At 52.6% G+C, this 17,713-nt stretch carries 26 protein-coding genes; 13 read left to right on the forward strand and 13 right to left on the reverse strand.

The window, feature by feature from the left end:
* The 3 genes from DO97_RS18610 to DO97_RS23415 all read right to left on the reverse strand — a co-directional run.
* A partial coding sequence (locus DO97_RS18610) for a hypothetical protein (RefSeq protein ID WP_036536371.1) occupies positions 1–185 on the reverse strand: 185 nt, incomplete at its 3' end.
* Positions 185–652, reverse strand: coding sequence for a hypothetical protein (locus tag DO97_RS18615; protein ID WP_156120660.1), 468 nt, complete (start codon positions 650–652; stop codon positions 185–187). The genes DO97_RS18615 and DO97_RS18610, both read right to left, overlap by 1 nt.
* A complete protein-coding gene (locus tag DO97_RS23415; protein ID WP_156120661.1) occupies positions 579–1,232 on the reverse strand; it encodes a hypothetical protein in 654 nt (217 codons plus the stop codon). The genes DO97_RS18615 and DO97_RS23415 overlap by 74 nt, the downstream gene beginning before the upstream one ends.
* On the opposite strand from DO97_RS23415, the gene DO97_RS24150 reads away from it, so the two are divergent.
* Positions 1,218–1,424 (forward strand): hypothetical protein, encoded by a 207-nt coding sequence (locus DO97_RS24150; protein WP_156120662.1) that lies wholly within the window; start codon positions 1,218–1,220, stop codon positions 1,422–1,424. The two genes, DO97_RS23415 and DO97_RS24150, sit on opposite strands and share 15 nt — an antisense overlap.
* Before the next feature lie 105 nt (positions 1,425–1,529).
* Entirely contained in the window at positions 1,530–1,736 is a 207-nt protein-coding gene (locus DO97_RS21555) for a hypothetical protein (RefSeq protein WP_204368752.1), read from the forward strand.
* Positions 1,737–2,309: 573 nt separating this feature from the next.
* Here DO97_RS21555 and DO97_RS18630 read toward each other — a convergent pair.
* Complete coding sequence (locus DO97_RS18630; protein WP_036536378.1) at positions 2,310–2,615, reverse strand: hypothetical protein; 306 nt, start codon at positions 2,613–2,615, stop codon at positions 2,310–2,312.
* A 194-nt stretch (positions 2,616–2,809) separates the two neighbouring features.
* On the opposite strand from DO97_RS18630, the gene DO97_RS18635 reads away from it, so the two are divergent.
* Entirely contained in the window at positions 2,810–3,370 is a 561-nt protein-coding gene (locus DO97_RS18635; RefSeq protein WP_036536381.1) for a tyrosine-type recombinase/integrase, read from the forward strand.
* On the opposite strand, the gene DO97_RS24155 is transcribed toward DO97_RS18635, so the two are convergent.
* Positions 3,319–3,948, reverse strand: a complete 630-nt coding sequence (locus tag DO97_RS24155; RefSeq protein WP_156120664.1) for a DUF6788 family protein — start codon at positions 3,946–3,948, stop codon at positions 3,319–3,321. The two genes, DO97_RS18635 and DO97_RS24155, sit on opposite strands and share 52 nt — an antisense overlap.
* A gap of 18 nt (positions 3,949–3,966) precedes the next feature.
* Here DO97_RS24155 and DO97_RS18640 point away from each other — a divergent pair, with 18 nt between their 5' ends.
* Positions 3,967–4,740 (forward strand): CAP domain-containing protein, encoded by a 774-nt coding sequence (locus DO97_RS18640; RefSeq protein WP_036536384.1) that lies wholly within the window; start codon positions 3,967–3,969, stop codon positions 4,738–4,740.
* 32 nt (positions 4,741–4,772) lie between these two features.
* On the opposite strand, the gene DO97_RS18645 is transcribed toward DO97_RS18640, so the two are convergent.
* Positions 4,773–5,009, reverse strand: coding sequence for a helix-turn-helix transcriptional regulator (locus tag DO97_RS18645; RefSeq protein ID WP_036536386.1), 237 nt, complete (start codon positions 5,007–5,009; stop codon positions 4,773–4,775).
* Between the two features lie 202 nt (positions 5,010–5,211).
* Between DO97_RS18645 and DO97_RS18650 the strand changes: the two genes are divergently transcribed.
* The 7 genes from DO97_RS18650 to DO97_RS23425 all read left to right on the forward strand — a co-directional run bounded on the left by DO97_RS18650 (position 5,212) and on the right by DO97_RS23425 (position 8,964).
* Entirely contained in the window at positions 5,212–5,463 is a 252-nt protein-coding gene (locus DO97_RS18650) for a hypothetical protein (protein WP_156120665.1), read from the forward strand.
* Between the two features lie 184 nt (positions 5,464–5,647).
* A complete protein-coding gene (locus DO97_RS18655) occupies positions 5,648–5,827 on the forward strand; it encodes a hypothetical protein (protein ID WP_036536392.1) in 180 nt (59 codons plus the stop codon).
* The gene (locus DO97_RS18660; protein WP_036531668.1) at positions 5,824–6,057 is read left to right on the forward strand and encodes a hypothetical protein; all 234 of its coding nucleotides are present in this window, start codon (positions 5,824–5,826) and stop codon (positions 6,055–6,057) included. The genes DO97_RS18655 and DO97_RS18660 overlap by 4 nt, the downstream gene beginning before the upstream one ends.
* 246 nt (positions 6,058–6,303) lie before the next feature.
* Entirely contained in the window at positions 6,304–6,585 is a 282-nt protein-coding gene (locus DO97_RS18665; RefSeq protein WP_162183032.1) for an IS110 family transposase, read from the forward strand.
* A gap of 195 nt (positions 6,586–6,780) precedes the next feature.
* Positions 6,781–7,002, forward strand: coding sequence for a type II toxin-antitoxin system RelE/ParE family toxin (locus DO97_RS18670; protein WP_052128955.1), 222 nt, complete (start codon positions 6,781–6,783; stop codon positions 7,000–7,002).
* A 182-nt stretch (positions 7,003–7,184) separates the two neighbouring features.
* Positions 7,185–7,754, forward strand: a complete 570-nt coding sequence (locus DO97_RS23420; RefSeq protein ID WP_052128956.1) for a hypothetical protein — start codon at positions 7,185–7,187, stop codon at positions 7,752–7,754.
* A 28-nt stretch (positions 7,755–7,782) separates the two neighbouring features.
* Positions 7,783–8,964, forward strand: a complete 1,182-nt coding sequence (locus DO97_RS23425; protein ID WP_156120668.1) for a hypothetical protein — start codon at positions 7,783–7,785, stop codon at positions 8,962–8,964.
* 114 nt (positions 8,965–9,078) lie between these two features.
* Here DO97_RS23425 and groL read toward each other — a convergent pair whose 3' ends face one another.
* Complete coding sequence (groL, locus tag DO97_RS18680) at positions 9,079–10,716, reverse strand: chaperonin GroEL (RefSeq protein ID WP_036536395.1); 1,638 nt, start codon at positions 10,714–10,716, stop codon at positions 9,079–9,081.
* A gap of 132 nt (positions 10,717–10,848) precedes the next feature.
* Positions 10,849–11,160: a co-chaperone GroES gene (gene groES, locus DO97_RS18685; RefSeq protein ID WP_036536397.1), complete on the reverse strand. Its 312-nt coding sequence runs from the start codon at positions 11,158–11,160 to the stop codon at positions 10,849–10,851.
* Positions 11,161–11,407: 247 nt separating this feature from the next.
* Here groES and DO97_RS18690 point away from each other — a divergent pair, with 247 nt between their 5' ends.
* Together DO97_RS18690 and DO97_RS18695 are read left to right on the forward strand one after the other, a co-directional pair.
* Positions 11,408–11,839, forward strand: coding sequence for a (2Fe-2S) ferredoxin domain-containing protein (locus DO97_RS18690; RefSeq protein ID WP_156120669.1), 432 nt, complete (start codon positions 11,408–11,410; stop codon positions 11,837–11,839).
* A 317-nt stretch (positions 11,840–12,156) separates the two neighbouring features.
* Positions 12,157–12,801, forward strand: coding sequence for a response regulator transcription factor (locus tag DO97_RS18695; protein WP_036536399.1), 645 nt, complete (start codon positions 12,157–12,159; stop codon positions 12,799–12,801).
* Positions 12,802–12,818: 17 nt separating this feature from the next.
* Here the strand turns inward: DO97_RS18695 and cysW are convergent, their stop codons facing one another.
* The 5 genes from cysW to DO97_RS18720 all read right to left on the reverse strand — a co-directional run bounded on the left by cysW (position 12,819) and on the right by DO97_RS18720 (position 17,357).
* Positions 12,819–13,682: a sulfate ABC transporter permease subunit CysW gene (cysW, locus tag DO97_RS18700; RefSeq protein ID WP_052128959.1), complete on the reverse strand. Its 864-nt coding sequence runs from the start codon at positions 13,680–13,682 to the stop codon at positions 12,819–12,821.
* Entirely contained in the window at positions 13,675–14,523 is an 849-nt protein-coding gene (gene cysT, locus DO97_RS18705) for a sulfate ABC transporter permease subunit CysT (RefSeq protein WP_036536400.1), read from the reverse strand. The genes cysW and cysT overlap by 8 nt, the downstream gene beginning before the upstream one ends.
* Positions 14,524–14,538: 15 nt before the next feature.
* Complete coding sequence (locus tag DO97_RS18710; RefSeq protein ID WP_052128960.1) at positions 14,539–15,588, reverse strand: sulfate ABC transporter substrate-binding protein; 1,050 nt, start codon at positions 15,586–15,588, stop codon at positions 14,539–14,541.
* A gap of 107 nt (positions 15,589–15,695) precedes the next feature.
* Positions 15,696–16,391, reverse strand: coding sequence for a potassium channel family protein (locus DO97_RS18715; protein WP_036536401.1), 696 nt, complete (start codon positions 16,389–16,391; stop codon positions 15,696–15,698).
* 216 nt (positions 16,392–16,607) lie between these two features.
* Positions 16,608–17,357 carry a DUF561 domain-containing protein gene (locus DO97_RS18720; RefSeq protein ID WP_036536403.1) on the reverse strand — a complete coding sequence of 250 codons (750 nt, stop codon included), beginning with the start codon at positions 17,355–17,357 and terminating at the stop codon, positions 16,608–16,610.
* Positions 17,358–17,713: the final 356 nt, after the last annotated feature.

Below are 17,713 nucleotides of genomic sequence, written 5' to 3' on the forward strand. Positions count from 1 at the left end.
TGTCTCACCGTCTGCGGGTGGTAGTGATGGAGTTTGGCATAATCAGCCACGGAGATTAGTTTGGGCTGATTTTTGGGGCCATCTTGGGTAAGCAGCGGCCAGAGAGAGCGCTGACGATGGCGAATTAGGGTATTGCCCCCGATGCCAATCAGCACCTTAACGCCATTGATCATCAGCTTTCGCATTACAGAAACACCTCCCAATCAGGAATGGTGTCAAGTTGCCCCTTGGAGAAATAGCGCAGAATTTTAGGTACAACCGTAATTTGTTTATAGCGGTTACTATCTATCTGAGCGCAAATGATGAGATTATCAGACCGTTTCTTATCACCTTGAACGACACTGAGCGCCAAATTAATGACCCGTCTGCCTTCAGATTCAGACTCAGCAAAGACAATGATTTTGCTGTTATCTGGCAGTTCGTAGGAACAGCGAATCTTGCCCTTCTTCCACTGACCAACAGGGGAGTTAGTGAGCGGGTTAGAAGTGTTTGCCCAAGGTATAGACATGGCATATTTTGCAGAACCCACCTTGTCATCAGTGAGTTTTTCAGCGAACTGAATAATCAGTTGAGGTCGATTATTGCCGAGCTTGATTTCCCATTGCTCCGGTACTGAAGCTATAGCAGGTTTTTTCTTGATTTCTGGCTTCACATTGTTCCTTCTCAATTTCTGCCAGTCGCTCAAACTGTTGCTCGATTGTGTAGGCTTGGTTGCCGTTCTTGGTTGCTAGAGCCTGCACTACCTGATTGCTAATTGTCGCCTCATAAAGTCCACTATCGGCATTCAGAGAGCAAGTCACGGTCTTAACGGAGACATCGATCCAAAACACTTCTTCCTCCAACGTTTTTCTCATAGCAATCACAGGGGTCTTTCTGAGGAGGCGGAAAGTCCGGCACATTAGGAGGGACTCCGTCACCCGGAGGAACACCACCACTTCCACTAGGGGGAACACCGCCGCCACCACCGCCACCACCGCCACCGCCACCACCACCACCTGAACTGATGCTGGAACCGGAACCTTCACCAGGGCCACTACCAGTTTCCGTTCCCGGCATTCCGCCAGGGCGATCGCCCGGTGAGCTACTCGTGGATGTTTGGTCTTGTGGTAAACCCCCCGGAAAGTCACCCGGAAACATACCGGGGCCAGTGCCCGGTTGACCACCGGGGCCAGGGTCGCCCACCGGAAAGTCACCCGGAAATGTGCCGGGGTCACCTGTTGGAACTGGGTCACCACCGGGCATCGTCCCAGGGAACTGTTCAGGCAGTGGATCTACAAACGGGTCATATTCAGGCGGCGGGTCAAGAAATGGAAACGGGTCAAACTCTGGCAACGGGTCAAACAACGGCCATGGGTCAAACTCCGGCCACGGGTCAAGCAACGGGTCGGGAGGATTGGGGTCTGGCAACGGCGGCGGCAGCCTGACCGGGGGCGGGTCGAAGTCGGGGTCTAGCTCCGGTTGGTCGGGCGCATTGGGTTGAGGGCCAGGGTCAGGAGGCGGCGGCGGATCGTCGTCTGGCGGTGGGTCTGGTGGTGGGTCAGGGTCTGGAGGCGGTGGTAACGGCGGCGGTAACGGGGGGTCTTCCTCTGGTGGAGGGTCGGGATAGATGGGGTCTGGCAGTCCGGGGTAAAGGTCTGGCAAATTGCCAGGGATTACATCCGGGATGGTTGCCGGGGGTGCAAAGCCAACATAGCCGCCAACATTCGCACCTGGTAGGCTACTTCCCTGTGGTTTAACGTCTGTTGGTTCCAGTGAGATCGGTTCCCCGGTAACTCGCCTGAGATTCCATTCATAGGAAATCACATAGCCACCCAACCCCGCGCCGTAGTACCCAGCTATGCCAATCAGAGCATCTGCCAAACCAGAATCAGCGGGGAATTTAACGCGCAGGTTTACGGTATTTGGCCCCGGAAAGGGGAATCCTCCCTCCTCCTCAACAGTGATGGAGGAAAAGGGGCCATTAAACGAATTAACAGCTTCCCAAGGTCTGACACCATAACGGTCTGGGTAGAAGAAATTGTTGTAGTCATTCGTTGACCAGACATAAAAGGTAATTCCCAGCGAACTACCCGGTGGGAGCTGCTGAGGGGGTTGGTCAACGCAACTACCTAAACCCAATTGACAGGCGAGGTCAGGGTCAAGAAATGACGCGGTTGTTCCAGGGATGCCAGGGACTTTTTTACCAGGTAGCCGCCCAGGGGGTTCTGGTGGTGGCACGGGCAACGGTCGCTTAAACGGGACAATGCGATTTACCCCCTGACCCGGAAGACCAGGGGGCAGACGAACTGGGGGAGGAGCTGGCAGCGCCATTAGCTCTTATATTCGGTGGGAATTGAGGCAGAACCGATATCTTGGGCAAATGTCCAAATCTTGGCGTTACCTCTACGCCAGGGGTCATTAAGGGGGATTGAGATTCGTGCAATATGCCGCCATTGTTGCGGGTCTACGGCGGTGATTAGGAAGGGGCCAGCTTCCGCAACCCGTGCAGCTTGACCACTAGCCTCAATCGCAGTAGTGCCGGGGTACAGCTCGTTCAAAATCGTCGTAGTCCAAACTGCAAGTTTTTCTAGGCTGTTAATTGAGGAGGGAATATCAGATGTGGAAAAGGCTGTCATGGTGGTTTCTTGAATAAGAACAAGCCCACTTTATGCAGCGATTATTATTAGTTCAATGTCACAGTTCTCAGTAAAACTGTGACCTATGCAAAAAGCCCTTAACCAAATTAGGCTAAGGGCTACAGCAAAGTTAAACTGTTAGAAAATAATTCTGCTTCCCAATTATTGTACACAGACAAACAAAAGAGGGAAGAATGAAAAATAATCGGTCGGGTCAGGCAGAACCGCTCACCAAAGAGGAATTCTGGCAGGTGTATGAGGCGTTGCAGTCGCACCATCATCGGCTGATTTTCGCCCTCTGCTGGTTCACGACGGAGCGCCCAGGGGCTATCCTGAAACTGACGGTGGCGGCGGTTTATGAGCAACCCAGAAAGCCCAGGGGAACGATTGTGATTCCTGCCTGGTCACGCAAAGACCGTCAAACCAGGGAAGTCCCGGTGAGTCGGAAGCTGAAGGGTATCCTATCGCAGTACATCCACCCGCCCACTGGCTGGTTGTTTCCATCGCCGTTAGACGAGGAACAATGCCTGTCATTTTCGGCCTATCAAAAAGCTTTGACCAGAGCATTCAGAATTTTAGGTTTTTCTGGCTATTCTACCTATTCAACCCGTCGCGGTTCAATCACCCACCTCAGCCGCCAGGGATTATCGATCAAGAATATTCAGGCGATTTCGGGTCACAAGAGTTTGACCTGCCTGCAACGCTACATTGAGGTTTCTCCAGCGGAGCGGGAAGCCGCGATCGCACTCTTGTGAAGCTCTTTACCGATATACCGAGATTTGACCTTCGCGCCGTCACGCCAGTAGGCATACCAGTACGGACCATGGGGACAGGTGCCGCATGTGGGTTTCCCGCAGCGTCGGTACTGTTGCTGGTAGCTGATGTCTTGTGTAACAGGCTCTTCTTTATCTGTTACACAAGACAGACTTGGAGCAGTAAATTCCACCGTCGCCGGCGGGACATCTGACTCGGCCATTGTCCCCCGGTGGGTGTATTCAATGCGAACCAGGCCCGCTCTCTCCCCCACGGCGATCGCCTCAACGACCAGATCCGAAAAAGGTGAATGATACGAGCATTTCCGGGGTACCGGGTAGGGCTTAAAACCCCGGCCAGTATCGTGTCCAGGAGCAGCATCGATGCTGCCCGCTGCTGTGTCATCGCCGGGGACAAATGCACCAGCTGCAGCTGCCACCTGTATGTCATTTTTGGCGGCCTGATGACGTACATCACTGGGCAACCACTCACCATCTACCAGGGTGTGGTCTAGGCCAGGGATTAACCCTAGCTGGATGCGTTGGGAGGGGCTTTTATCTACCTGGTAAGGTGTGTTCATAGATTTCAGGTGGTCTGTATGATCGACTGTTTGTTTTGGATAGTCGTTGCCCTGATGGTCATTGCCACGGCTGTAATACTTGGCCTTCTCTTTCAAGTGATATCGAAGCAGCGTAAGGGTAAGTTCCTGCCCCTTCGGTTAAAACGACTGTTAGCAACAAATGGCTATCGCCGTATTGTTGTTCCAGCGCTGATTGTCATCCCCATGCTCCTGAGCGCGATGCCAACCAGATTCCAATACCGCTCATCAGAAACCAGCGCTCAAAAGGCTTTTGAGTATGTCAACCAATTGAGGCAACGCTATGGACGTAGTGCGATCGCCTGGGATGAGCGGGTTTATGAGTTAGCAATGGCTAGGGCTAAAGACATGATGGCTCAAGGCTATTACGACCATACAAATCCATTCACGGGCGAATGTCCTGACAAAATGAGGCCACAATTTGGACTGTCTGCGAATGAATATGTTGCAGAAAATATTGATGGCTATGCTGAACAAGTACTTTTTAGTTGGGCAAAAATTAGGCCAGTTGAAGATGCCGTTAGAGATTGGATGACTAGTAGAGGTCATAGATATAACCTTCTTTATAAAGAACACACCGCAGGTGCCATAGCTTGCTATAAGGACAAGTGCGTATTCCTGGGCTTAAATCAAAATCAGTTTGGCAAGGGGTGTTACAAGATGGCTGACACTAAAAAAATCTGGAAGACTGCCCCACCAAAACCAGAGGAGGTAACTATTGATGAGCGTGACTTCAGGCGAACAGTCCCCACCCCCAGCATCAAATTGCACTAAAAACATCGCCATTGGAGAACCGATAGCCGCCATTACTCATGCCCTTGGATGGGTTGGGGGGCGAAGCTGTCGGGGATATCTTCAATTGGCTTTTTAACGAGTTTGCACAGGATTTTGATTTGAGGGATCGTCAACTGGGCAACCGTGCGGCCTTTTTCCCAGTTTCTGACTGTAGTATCACTGACTCCCAACGCTTCAGCCAGCTCACTTTGGGTTAAACCTGCCTGCATTCTCAACAGCATAAGTGGCGAGACCAATTTTTTAACCATTTTACCGTAATTTGATTGACGTATACCGTAATTTGAATTACGCTCAAGAAGACAAACAAAGAGACGGACGGGGTTGCCCCATCCGCCACTGAGTTTTAGTGCTTTTCATACCCTAGTTTCCCAGACTCATGAGCCTGTAAGTCGTCGCGTCCGCCTTGCCTGGTATCAGTGGATTTGAGGGTTCTTACGCAATTTTTCACATTTGTTCACATTCTCACCTGCGATCGCGGCTAATAACCGGGCGATCGCTAGCTCTGCTATGGCTATTTACAAAATTCCCAAGGGCACCATCCCCAGGGAATGCCGGGGTTGCAATGCCCTGATCTGGTGGGTCGAGACGAAACACAAACGCTGGATTCCTGTTGATATCTCAGGAGAAGCCCATTTTGTTAGCTGTCCCCAGGCTTCTCGTTTTCGCAGACCCCGCCGTCGTCCAGACAAGGGGGCATCATGACCACCAACACAATCAGGGGCACATACCGTAGGGACTGCATCGGCTGTAGTTCTCTGGTGGGGTGGTACCGGGATGTAGGCGGACGCTGGTTACCTGTCCACTACAAAACCAAATCCCACCGTTTGGGCTGTTTCAATGCTGTCCGTTTTCGCAAACATCACCGCCGTCAACACAGGGGGGCATCATGACCGAGACTCTGATCGAATTCATCACTAACCTCGACACGGCGGACTTAGAGCGACTAACCGCCGTCCTGGAAGCCTGGGATGGCAGCGGCGATGACCTGATCGATACCGCCCAACAATATGCAGCCCTGCTTCTGGCGGATAGAGCCGTGTCCGACTCAGGGAGGCCTTCGGCATGACCTTCTTCGTTAGGTTGCCTGAGAGCAGTCGGATCATCAACCTGGATGGAATCCGGGAAATCAAAATCATTGATGAACTGGATGGCCTTTGCCTCAAGTGGCATGAATATAGCCTCATGCTCAGTGGCGGCGATCGCTCGGCGGTTCTGAATGCGATCGCGCGAGCAGACCCGGCTCAATTCCCCGACTTCCCCTTTGACCAGGAGGTAGAACCCGACCATCCATTTTGAACAAACCGCCTGATGAGCCAGTGAAACTCTGGCGAAACATCCCTACCCTGGGATGTCGCGGTGCGGGGTCGCTCCCTGTCCGTAGGGTGCCTAGATGTCGAAGTGAGCTACGGCTCGTTGCTGTTCATAGGCTTATACCCTTTACAATCCCAATCGCTTTGAAAGTGAATGAGGCTGCGGCCTATGGGTGATTCATAAGCACCACCGGGATTGTTAATAGCGATTGCTCACCTACTCAGCTAAATCATGCTTAGAGTCCTCGGATTGGATGTGTCCAAGGACAACGTTACCTGTTGTCTTTTGACCACCAGGGTTGAACCTCGAAAATTATATCTAGACCATGAATTCCCCAGGTTCTATGCCAATACCATCGGCATTAAAGGGCTGCTGTCCCTGAAGCCGAATGTGGCAGTGCTGGAACCCACCGGCATGAACTACACCAAGATATGGGTCACCAAACTCATTGAAGCTGGGGTAGAGGTGGTGTTGGTGGGGCACAAGCAGCTCAAAAAGGGCGATCACGGCTAATAACCGGGAGATCGCCCTTTCTCATTACAGAAACCCACTAAAGTGAACAGCAGGTCTGGCAGATTGCCATGATTGAACAGGTTGTCACTCTGGCAGATAGTGGTAATGCAGAATGAATCGATGGCGATGAGGTAGAAGCTTGGCTGGATTCATAGGGAACAAGTAACGAGAAAACCGCTCCGATCAATCAATAACATGCGCCTCGTTTTTCTCATTACGGCTGTTGAAGACTTGAGAGTTATCCGCTCTTTTTTTGACCAGGACAACCCCGAAGCAGCTCAGAAGGTTGCCGCCCGTTTGAAAGAAATAATCAATGGGTTAAGAAACTTACCTAGTTTTGGTAAACCAGGACGGGTGTTCGGTACGCGGGAACTGGTAACACCTCCTATGGCAAAGAAAAGAACCACGTATGTATGACAAAGTGTCCATTTTGCCATACATACTTATTGATGACACACCCTAGGACTGCTATATAGCGTTTGGACATGGTAAGTTCTTGGGCAATGAAGTTGTAGTCAACTGATCACCTCTGCAACTTCTCCTAAACTCACAAAAATAAGATTGACTAACCACTAGGATTCAAACAGCACTCCGTGATATTGACAGAATGCTTACAAAAAAAGCTAACCACACCGACCCTACAACCAATCACCGCTGATGGGGGATTCTGGTTGCTTCTGAGTTTGAGCTTTCCTGTCATCTACGGCATTTTAGGGCTGCAACAGGCATTTGGGAGCCCGTATGTGATCAATGATGATGCGCGGCAGCATCTGGTGTGGATGCAGCGGTTCCTGGATCCGGGACTCTTCCCCCAGGATTGGATTGCGGATTACTACCAGTCGATTCAGCCGCCGGGATTTCTCGCCTTTTATCAAGGGATGGCTCACCTAGGGTGCAATCCCCTCTGGGTGGCGAAGATCTTGCCCCCGATTTTGGCGCTGGTGACCACGGTCTACTGTTATGGGGTGACGGTGCAGATTTTGCCCGTTCCCGTGGCCGGATTCATCGCCTCCCTCCTGCTGAATCAGCGCCTGTTCATGACGGATGATTTATTTTCAGCCACGTCGCGGGCGTTTTTATATCCGCTGTTTTTGGCCTGTCTCTACTATTTATTGCGGCGATCGCTCGGGCCAATGCTAGTGGCCCTTGCCCTGCTGACCCTGATCTAACCCCCCCCTGTCCTTAGTAGCTCTAGGTGTGCTGATCCTCCACGGGTTAGAGTGGCAGCGGGGATGCCCCCGATTGTCCTGCCAGCCCGTGATGCGCTGGCTTTGTGGCGCTGGGATCGGGGTGATTTGTCTGCTGCTGCTGCCCCAGGTGCTGGCAACGAATCCCTTTGGTCCCCTGGTAACTGTTGCTGAGGCGAAGCAGATGCCAGAGTTTTTGCCCGGTGGCCGCACCGTCTTATTTATTCCCGATACTTGGCGGTTCTGGATGGCCGGGAATCGGACGGGGTTGCGGTTAGCCTTGACTCCCCCGCTGTTGGGAGCTGGACTGTTGCTGCCCCTACTGATCTGGCGGCGATCGCCGGAGGGTCACTCCAGCACCGGGCATCGGTTCCCCTTAGTGGCGGCGATCACCGATGCAGTCAACATTCTCTGGCAGTTGTGCTTGTCTTCCGTTGGGTTATTTTTGCTCGCCCACGCCTTGTTATTTAAGTTGTATTTGCCCAGTCGCTATACGGTTCACAGTCTGCGGATGATTTTAGCGATCGCAGCTGGGGTGGTTTTAACCCTCTTTTTAGATGCCGTTTGGGGTTGGGCCGCAACGCGATCGGGAGCCGGAACTCTGACCCCTAGGCGGCAAATTTTGGCACTGGGTCTCGCCACTGTCCTGGGGATGCTGCTGGTGTTGTTTCCACTGGTGTGGGGCCGGGGCTTCCCCAACGTCGGATATGTGACGGGGACAGCCCCGGAGGTCTATGAGTTCTTTGCCCAACAACCTCGGGATACTTTAGTCGCCTCGATTTCATCAGAAGCGAATAATCTGCCAGGGTTTACCCAACGCTCGACTCTGGTGGGTCAGGAATATGCCATTCCCTATCACCTTGGCTACTATCACCCCCTGCGGCAGCGGATCCTCGACACGATTCGCGCCCAATACAGTCCCAGTCTATCGGTGCTCCAAGGGTTCATTCACCAGTACGGCGTAGATTGGTGGCTCCTTGACAAAGCGGCGTTTCAAGTACCGTATTTTGCCCAAGAACCTTGGTTGCAACAGTTTCAACCCTTCACCCAGGATGCCAAAACTCTGTTAGAGCAGGGAAAAGTCCCAGCACTGGCCGAGGCAATGGAGCGCTGTACAGTGTTGGACTCAGAGCAGTTCACGGTTGTCAGGGCGGACTGCCTCAGCCGCCTTGGTTCCGAGTCGTCTTTTTGAGCGAAAGAAAAAGCGATCGCCTCAATAGCAGAGGGCGATCGCTTTTAGGTGTTTGAAGATGAATTCAGGAGGAGATGTCAGCGATGAAATTCTGACATCTCACGCCTGCGTTGATTAGTAGTCGAAGTCACCACCCATGCCAGCGCCAGCGCCAGCAGGAGCATTATCCTTGGGTTCCGGCTTATCCACCACGATGCACTCTGTGGTCAGTACCATGCCAGCAATGGAAGCCGCATTTTGGAGTGCTGAACGGGTCACCTTGGCCGGGTCAACAATCCCAGCGTCGAACATGTCAACGAATTCATTGGTGGCGGCGTTATAGCCCACATTGAATTCCTTTTCTTTCACACGCTCGGCAATCACAGCACCGTTCTGACCCGCATTTTCAGCGATGCGCTTCAGGGGAGCCGCGAGCGCGCGGGCAACAATGGTAGCGCCAATCAGCTCTTCATTCTTGAGGCTGCTGTTCGCCCAAGCTTCCAGTTGGGGAGACAGGTGAGCCAGGGTTGTTCCACCACCGGGCACAATCCCTTCTTCCACCGCAGCTTTGGTGGCGTTAATGGCATCTTCCAGGCGGAGTTTGCGATCCTTCATTTCAGTCTCGGTGGCGGCACCGACCTTGATTACAGCCACCCCACCAGCCAGTTTTGCCAGACGCTCTTGGAGCTTTTCCTTGTCATAGGAAGAATCGGTTTCGTCCATCTGACGACGGATTTGCTCGCAACGAGCCTTAACAGCCTTCTCATTGCCTTCGGCAACAATCGTGGTGTTGTCCTTGGTGATCGTGATCCGGCGAGCTTTACCCAGCATTTCCAGCTTGGTATTGTCTAGCTTCAACCCAGCATCTTCAGTGATCAACTGACCACCCGTGAGCACGGCGATGTCTTCCAGCATGGCCTTACGGCGATCGCCGAAACCAGGAGCCTTGACAGCAGCCACATTGAGTACCCCACGCAGGCGGTTCACCACCAGGGTTGCCAGGGCTTCTTTCTCAATATCTTCAGCAATGATTACCAAGGGACGACCGGCACGCGCAACTTGCTCGAGCACGGGCACTAGGTCTTGCACAAGGGCAATTTTCTTATCCGTTAACAGGATAAAGGGTTCATCCAGAACCGCCTCCATGCGCTCGGTATCGGTGGCGAAGTAGGGAGAGATATAGCCCTTGTCAAAGCGCATCCCTTCGGTAACTTCCAGTTCCGTAGTCATAGACTTGCCTTCTTCCAGGGAAATCACCCCTTCCTTGCCCACCTTGTCCATGGCGCTGGCAATCATTTGGCCGACTTCATCGTCGTTACCCGCAGAAATGGAGGCGACTTGGGCGATCGCCTTAGAATCTTCCACCTGACGAGCATGGGCAGCAATCTGTTCGACGAGGAACCCCGTTGCCTTATCAATCCCACGCTTCAGGGAAATGGCATTAGCTCCCGCTGCCACATTCCGCAGACCTTCTTTGACCATGGCATGGGCCAACACCGTAGCAGTGGTAGTACCATCTCCAGCGGCATCGTTGGTCTTGGAAGCTGCCTGACGAATCAGCGCCACCCCGGTGTTCTCAACGTGATCTTCCAGTTCAATTTCCTTAGCGATGGTGACACCATCGTTGATAATCTGGGGAGCGCCGAACTTCTTCTCCAGAACCACATTCCGACCCTTGGGACCGAGGGTGACCGCCACGGCTTCTGCCAGGATGTCCATGCCTCGTTCCAGGGCGCGACGAGCGTTTTCGTTGTAAATAATCCGCTTAGCCATAGGTGTATCCGTGATGTTGATGATTGACTTCAAAAGAACGTAGTGCTAGCCATCTGCCATCAGCTAGAGATCAGCTGGCTGGAAAGTTTCGACCCTGCCAGCAGCCAGCAGCTGAAAAATCAGGTGGATAGCCTATCCAACGACTGCCAGAATATCTTTCTCAGACAATAGAACATACTCTTCTGTCCCGAGTTTGATGTCCGTGCCTGCATACTTGGAGTAGAGAACTTTGTCTCCCACCTTGACTTCCAATTCCTGACGGGTGCCATCGTCATTACGCTTGCCAGGGCCGACTGCTGCAATTTCCCCAACCTGGGGCTTTTCCTTCGCGGTATCAGGAAGAAGAATTCCACCCGCGGTCTTCTCTTCGGAGGCGCTCACTTTCACAAAAACGCGATCGCCCAGAGGTTTGACAGTAGAAACGCTCAGAGACACTGCTGCCATATAAGATGCTCCAGACTAATTCTCTAAATTTCTTTCAGACGGTGTTGCCGAGACTGATTTAGCACTCTCAGCTCCTGAGTGCTAATTTAGTGGAGGTGGAGGGCAGACGCAACTTAGTAGGTTGTACGGGTTCCCGAACTTAGGAATGTGTAGTGGCGGGGCAACTGATCGCTGCGAATCCATGGAAACCCATCCCCTTATTACTGTTCAGCCTCCTGCCAATGTGCGGCTAAATCCTCTAATATCCATGAATTCTTCAGCAACCAACTTTCCCGAGAGCCAGGGGGCAACGGTGTTAACAGCCTGCGTCCAATCTCTAGGATTGCCCCAGATCCAGCGTCATTTGTTTCTCTGTGCAGACCAGTCGGTGCCCAAGTGTTGCCCCAAAGCTGAGGGACTTGCAGCCTGGGAGTACTTGAAGCAGCGACTGAAAGCCTTGGGCATGGATCGACCAACGGAGCATCAAGCTGGGTGTATTTTTCGGACGAAGGCTAACTGTCTGCGAGTTTGTCAGCAAGGACCGATCTTGGTGGTTTATCCCGATGGGATTTGGTATCATTCTGCAACCATTCCGGTGATTGAACGGATTATTCAAGAACATCTGCTGGGGAATCAAGTGGTGCCAGAGTATGCGTTTCTGATCCACCCCCTGCCTGATCACCCCCAAAGATTGCCCTAGAGTTTTTTACCCCTAGGAATCCCTCCGAATCCCTGAAAATTCTCCCCATACCTGTAGTGAATTGCCCAGAGCTTGAATATAATGAACGGCAGGTGATAGGGTATGTATCCGCATCTCCACGGGTTTTTAATCCTGATTGCTTCAGTTTTTCTGAACATGCAGTAGCTCAGGTTAAAAAGTTCAGATTGTAACCACATCGCCACAGCTGTCAGGGCAATACTCGTTTCAGAGAAGATGGGATGCAATCAAGGGATGCGGCATTGACCGAAGACACCTGTTGAAACGTTTTATTGATCTAGCATGGCGAGTAGAGCATCATGAAGGAATCCAGTGTCGGAGAGCACAAGCGGCTATTACTGATTGATGATGACCCTAACCTAATCTTGCTAGTTAAAGACTATCTAGAGTTTCGGGGCTATGAAGTGATCACCGCCGAGAATGGTCGTGAAGCCCTGGATGTACTTGATCAGACCATGCCGGATATGATCATCTGTGATGTGATGATGCCAGAAATGGATGGGTATTCCCTGGTCAAGCATGTCCGAGAAGATGCTCGTACCAGTTGGATTCCGGTATTGTTTTTGTCAGCCAAAGGGCAAAGTCAAGACCGGGTGAAGGGGCTGAACACCGGGGCGGATGTTTACATGGTCAAGCCCTTTGAGCCAGAAGAACTCGTGGCTCAGGTCGAGTCTTCCTTGAAGCAAGCCAACCGCCTGATCCATCAGAATCGGGGATCGGAGGCTGGTTCGAAAATTCAAGTACCCTTTGATGTAGAGTTAACCCCAACGGAGTTACGGGTGGTGCAGTTTGTAGCTCGAGGGATGGCAAATCGGGAAATTGCGGAAGAACTGAATGTCAGCCAACGTACCATTGAAAGCCATGTCAGTAATATGCTGGGCAAAACAGGCTTACATAATCGCACGGAGTTGGCACGCTGGGCCATTGAGAACAACATGGCTTAGGCTACGGCCAATGACGGCTATGCCTCTGATTGGATGCGGGTTCGACGCTCTAGGAGTTCCTTGATGGCCAGGGTTACCAGTGCTAAGAGCGCCAACAGCACCGCCGCCGCATAGGCGGATTGGGTTTCGTACTGCTTGTAGGCTTCTTCAATAAAAACGGGCAGGGTCTGGGTCTTGCCCAAAATGTTGCCCGACACCACCAGTACGGCACCAATCTCTCCCATAGCACGGGCATTGGTGAGAATCACACCGTAGATTAACCCCCAGCGAATATTGGGCAGGGTCACTCGCCAAAAGGTTTGCCAATCGCTGGCTCCCAAGATTCTGGCCGCTTCTTCTTGATCGGACCCTACTTCTTCCAAGACTGGAATCACCTCTCGAGCAACAAAGGGTAAGGTGACAAAGGCCGTGGCAATCACCATCCCTGGAAAGGCAAAGGTGACTTTGAGATTGATTGCCTCTAGCCAAGGGCCAAACCAACCATTCCGACCATAGAGCAGCACAATCATCAACCCCGCCACCACTGGCGACACCGAAAAGGGCAGGTCAATGATGCTGAGTAACAAGACTCGACCGGGAAACTGATGGCGGGCGATCGCCCAGGCCGCACACAGACCAAAGACCGTGTTCAGGGGCACCACCACCAGCGCCAACAGCAGCGTCAGCCAGATGGCATGGAGAGAATCGGACTCAGTCAGGTTTGCCCAGAAGGGGCCGAACCCGTGATTAAACGCCTGGATAAAGACATTTAAGATCGGAAGAAACAGTACCAAGCTGAGATAGGTAAGGGCGATCGCCGTCAGTACAGTGGGAACCCAACGCTGGGGTTGAGTCCCCGCGCCGGTAACAGCTGGCAAAGGATTGGTGTCTAAACTATGCATAGCGTCGCCCCCAAGCTTGTAACCAATTAATGACCAACAGCATCAGTAGTGAAATTCCTAGCAAAACCGTACCAATGACCGTCGCTCCTGCATAGTCATATTGCTCTAGACGCTGAAAAATTAACACCGGAGCAATTAAATCTTTAAAGGGAATATTAGAGGCAATAATTACCGTTGAGCCATATTCTCCCACCGCCCGGGAGAAGCCCTGGGCTACTCCCGTTAAGATTGCGGGAATCAGGGGGGGCAACAGCACCCGCCAGAAGGTTTGCCAGTGGGAGGCTCCCATACACCAGGCTGCTTCTTCCAGTTCGCGTTCCATTTCCGACAGCACGGGCTGCACGGTTCGGACAACAAAGGGCAGGGAAATGAAGATCATCGCCACCCCAACCCCCAAACGGGTAAAGGACACTTCCACCCCGAAGGGGGCCAGCAGGGAACCAATCCAGCCATGCTGGCCGTAGACAGTGGCCAGGGTCAAACCCGCAACGGAGGTCGGCAGCGCAAAGGGAAGATCAATGGTGGCATCAACCAAGCGCTTCAGGGGAAATTGATACCGCACCAACACCCAGGCCACCAGGGTGCCAAAGATGCCATTGATCAGGGCGGCAATGAGCGCCGTCCCAAAGGTGACGTTGTAGGCAGAGAGGGCCACGGGACTGGTGGCGATCGCCCAAAATTGAGCCGGACTCTCGGTACTGGCTTTCACCAACACGGCGGCGATGGGCAGCAGCAAAATCAGGCTGAGATAGCCCAGGGTAATGCGCCAAGGCCAGGAAACATACACCAACCAACGCCGAGGTGCTGGTTGGGTTGGTGGCAGGGGAGGAGAGACAGTCATAGGCTGGGAAACGGTTTACTTACCAATCTGGGTTCGAATTTGGTCGAAAATAGCACCATCTGCGAAGAAGCGTTTCTGAATTTTCTGCCAGCCCCCATAGGTCTGAGCGGTTGCCAGCTTCTCCACATGGGGGAACTGACTGGCAAATTGCTGGGCTACCTGGGCATCCACGGGACGGAACCCTAACTGGGCAAACACAGTTTGAGCTTCTGGTGTATAGAGATAGCGGACATAAGCTTCTGCCACTTCCCGATTCCCATGCTTTTGGACATTCCGATCCACGATCGCGATGGGATTATCAATGGAAATATTGACGCGGGGAATGGTGTAGTTCAGAGGCATGCCCTTTTGAGCGGATAAAATCACTTCATTTTCATAGTTGATCAGGGCATCAATCCGTTCCTGCTTGGAAAACACATCCGTTGCTTCCCGAGCATCGCGGGTTAAGGCTGGGACATTGTTGTAGACATTGCGCATAAATTCAGTCGCCTGAGCGGTATCCGCTCCCGCCTGAATGGCGCCATTCCACAGCGCTAGAAAATTCCAGCGGGCAACCCCAGAGGTTTTGGGATCCGCCGTCACTAAGGTGATGCCCGGTTTGGCAAGGTCTGACCAATCCCGAATCTGCTTGGGATTGCCAGGTCGAGTCACCAAAGCCACTACAGACTTCGAGACAATACTCTGGTCAGGAAACTCCCGTTCCCAGCCTGGTTGAATCAGGCCTGCTTTTTGCAGTCGCTCCGTATCCAGAGCGAGGGCTAAATGCACCACATCGGCATCTAAGCCATCCACCACTGCCCGGGTTTGAGAGCCAGATCCCCCGTAACTGCGGCTAAACGTTACCTGCTGCTGATGTTCCCGTTGCCATTGGGCGACAAACTTTGGAATCAATTGTTCGTGGACGGTGCGGGTGACCACAAAGGCCGCCAGGGTGACTTCCACGGGGGGCTTGCCAGTTGAATTACCGAGGGAGGTGCAGGCTAGGAGTTTCAGACAGAGGAGGGCGATCACCGCGATCGCACCCACCCTTCCCCATCGCCGGGATACCTGTTTCCATAAGCCCATTAAATGTATTCCTCGCAGTTTCTACATCAACACGATCGGAGGAGCCACTGATTCCCGAGGGGAGATCGGGTCTGTTGCGGAGATCTGCTTATCTCAGAAATTTCGCTTTAGATGGGCAGGCGATTGATGCATTGGTTAGCGCCAATCACGACCATGACGGAACCCTTCCTTAAGCGGTGATTGGGTTCGGGATTGATCGCAAACCGCCCCTCTTGACTGACTGCCAGGACGTTGAGACCATAGCGACTCCGCAGCTTCAGTTCCGCAATTTCCTTGCCATCAAATTCTTCGGGAACCATGATTTCCACAATGCTATGGTCTGGGTCGAGTTCGAACCGCTCTAGGATCGAAGGCTTGGTCAGCGATCGCGCCAAGACGCATCCCATTTCGTGTTCGGGGAAGACAACATGGTCAGCCCCGACTTTTTTGAGCAGCTTGCCATGGATCTCAGAGGAAGCCTTGGCCACCACATGGGGGACTCCCCCCTCCTTGACATTCAAGGTGGTGACAATACTTTCCTGAACGTAGTTGCCAATGGCCACAATCACCGTATCAAATTCAAAAACCCCGGCCTCCTTGAGTGCTAGGGGTTCTGTCGAGTCCAACTGGAGGGCGTGGGCTGCCGTATGTTCGGCTAGGACATGAGCCACGCGCATTTCATTACTATCGATAGCGAGAACCTCGTAGCCCAGGTTATGAAGACTGGTACAAACGGCTCGACCAAAGCGCCCCAAACCAATGACTGCAAATTGTTTGTTGTCTTTGCGAAGACTCCGGAAGAAGCTCAAAGAAGATAAATTCACAGGGTAATGCTCAGCTGACAAGCTGGTGTTGAAGGATGACCGACGGAGAGGTCGCTAACCCTTTATTTTATTCGATGGGGGGCATCCTTGGTGTTAGGTCAAGCATTTGCCCCACCATAGGCTGAGATGCTCAGTCAAGAGTTTTTTCAAGATTGAGCCTGTTCAAAAGTAACCCCGTTAAAACGCTGGAGCCATTTGCTAAAAGTTGGCAGACTCCTAGACGGGTACCCAGGAACGGCTGACGGTTGTCAGGGATTCCATCAAACTGCGGACAATTGCCACCATGGCGACGTGATCATTGAGTTGATTCACCGCTGACCCTACCCCAATCCCCGCAGCCCCTGCGGCGATCGCCAAGGGAGCCGTGACACTCGAAAGCCCAGAAGCACAGAGCACAGGCACCTGGACTGATCGGGAAATTTCGTAGGCTGCGGCTAGGGTGGGAGCGGCCTTTTCCATCAGCCCTAAGGTTCCCGCGTGGGTCGGCTGACTGCTGGTACCACCCTCGGTTTGGATGATATCCGCTCCGGCTCTGACCAAGGCTTCTGCCAGATAAGCTTGTTGATCCAGGGGCAGGGTATGGGGAACCGTGACCGATAGGGTAACCTGGGGCAACAGGGATCGGGTGCGGTGGGTTAAGTCTAATACTTCTGCCCCACTAAACTGCCGCCCTTGGGCATAGAAGCTATCAAAATTGCCAATTTCAATCAAGTCAGCTCCAGCAGCAACCGCCGCCACAAACAGTTCGGGTTCCACCGCCGAGACACAAATCGGTAAGCTGACGAGGGATCGCATCTGTGCCACTAACGCTGGATCGGCGGCAATATCCACGAAGGTAGCACCACCCAGCTCCGCTGCCTTCACGACCGCTGCAACGCGATCGCGATCAAAATTATTCAACCCACTAATAATCTTGAGGGCACGGCCTTGCTCAAACGCGCTTTGTAATCTGGAAGGGATGGTCATGATGCATCTCAACTGCTAACAATCGTATGGATTATTGTGGCACCCTGGGGAGTTAGAATCCAGCCTTTGGGCGATCGCTCGGGGAACGCTTCCGAGGCTCCTGGCAGTAATCGGTTCGAACATCAGTGCTCCAATCAGCTCTTGCTATTAATAGTGAATTGCCCCCACAGCCCATCGCTGACCAATTCTGCGGCAGAGTTTAGGTTGCCAAGGACAAGCGTTTGTGTAACGTTTCCTGGGAATTCTCAATAATCTTCGACACAATTCTAAGAAATGTTTCAGAATCTCTAGGGATTCCTGTCAAAGGCTAAAAAAAACTGGAAGGGAATGCCTCAATTTTGTACCAACTGAAGGGA

It is taken from the genome of Neosynechococcus sphagnicola sy1, assembly GCF_000775285.1.
GTDB lineage: Bacteria > Cyanobacteriota > Cyanobacteriia > Neosynechococcales > Neosynechococcaceae > Neosynechococcus > Neosynechococcus sphagnicola.

Bases quoted from the DNA above. Each gene is read 5' to 3' on its own strand.
- DO97_RS18630 (WP_036536378.1), bottom strand. From the start codon at position 2,615: ATGACAGCCTTTTCCACATCTGATATTCCCTCCTCAATTAACAGCCTA.
- DO97_RS18635 (WP_036536381.1), top strand. From the start codon at position 2,810: ATGAAAAATAATCGGTCGGGTCAGGCAGAACCGCTCACCAAAGAGGAA.
- DO97_RS24155 (WP_156120664.1), bottom strand. From the start codon at position 3,948: ATGAACACACCTTACCAGGTAGATAAAAGCCCCTCCCAACGCATCCAG.
- DO97_RS18640 (WP_036536384.1), top strand. From the start codon at position 3,967: ATGATCGACTGTTTGTTTTGGATAGTCGTTGCCCTGATGGTCATTGCC.
- DO97_RS18645 (WP_036536386.1), bottom strand. From the start codon at position 5,009: ATGGTTAAAAAATTGGTCTCGCCACTTATGCTGTTGAGAATGCAGGCA.
- DO97_RS18655 (WP_036536392.1), top strand. From the start codon at position 5,648: ATGACCGAGACTCTGATCGAATTCATCACTAACCTCGACACGGCGGAC.
- DO97_RS18660 (WP_036531668.1), top strand. From the start codon at position 5,824: ATGACCTTCTTCGTTAGGTTGCCTGAGAGCAGTCGGATCATCAACCTG.
- DO97_RS18665 (WP_162183032.1), top strand. From the start codon at position 6,304: ATGCTTAGAGTCCTCGGATTGGATGTGTCCAAGGACAACGTTACCTGT.
- DO97_RS18670 (WP_052128955.1), top strand. From the start codon at position 6,781: ATGCGCCTCGTTTTTCTCATTACGGCTGTTGAAGACTTGAGAGTTATC.
- groL (WP_036536395.1), bottom strand. From the start codon at position 10,716: ATGGCTAAGCGGATTATTTACAACGAAAACGCTCGTCGCGCCCTGGAA.
- groES (WP_036536397.1), bottom strand. From the start codon at position 11,160: ATGGCAGCAGTGTCTCTGAGCGTTTCTACTGTCAAACCTCTGGGCGAT.
- DO97_RS18690 (WP_156120669.1), top strand. From the start codon at position 11,408: ATGAATTCTTCAGCAACCAACTTTCCCGAGAGCCAGGGGGCAACGGTG.
- DO97_RS18695 (WP_036536399.1), top strand. From the start codon at position 12,157: ATGAAGGAATCCAGTGTCGGAGAGCACAAGCGGCTATTACTGATTGAT.
- cysW (WP_052128959.1), bottom strand. From the start codon at position 13,682: ATGCATAGTTTAGACACCAATCCTTTGCCAGCTGTTACCGGCGCGGGG.
- cysT (WP_036536400.1), bottom strand. From the start codon at position 14,523: ATGACTGTCTCTCCTCCCCTGCCACCAACCCAACCAGCACCTCGGCGT.
- DO97_RS18710 (WP_052128960.1), bottom strand. From the start codon at position 15,588: ATGGGCTTATGGAAACAGGTATCCCGGCGATGGGGAAGGGTGGGTGCG.
- DO97_RS18720 (WP_036536403.1), bottom strand. From the start codon at position 17,357: ATGACCATCCCTTCCAGATTACAAAGCGCGTTTGAGCAAGGCCGTGCC.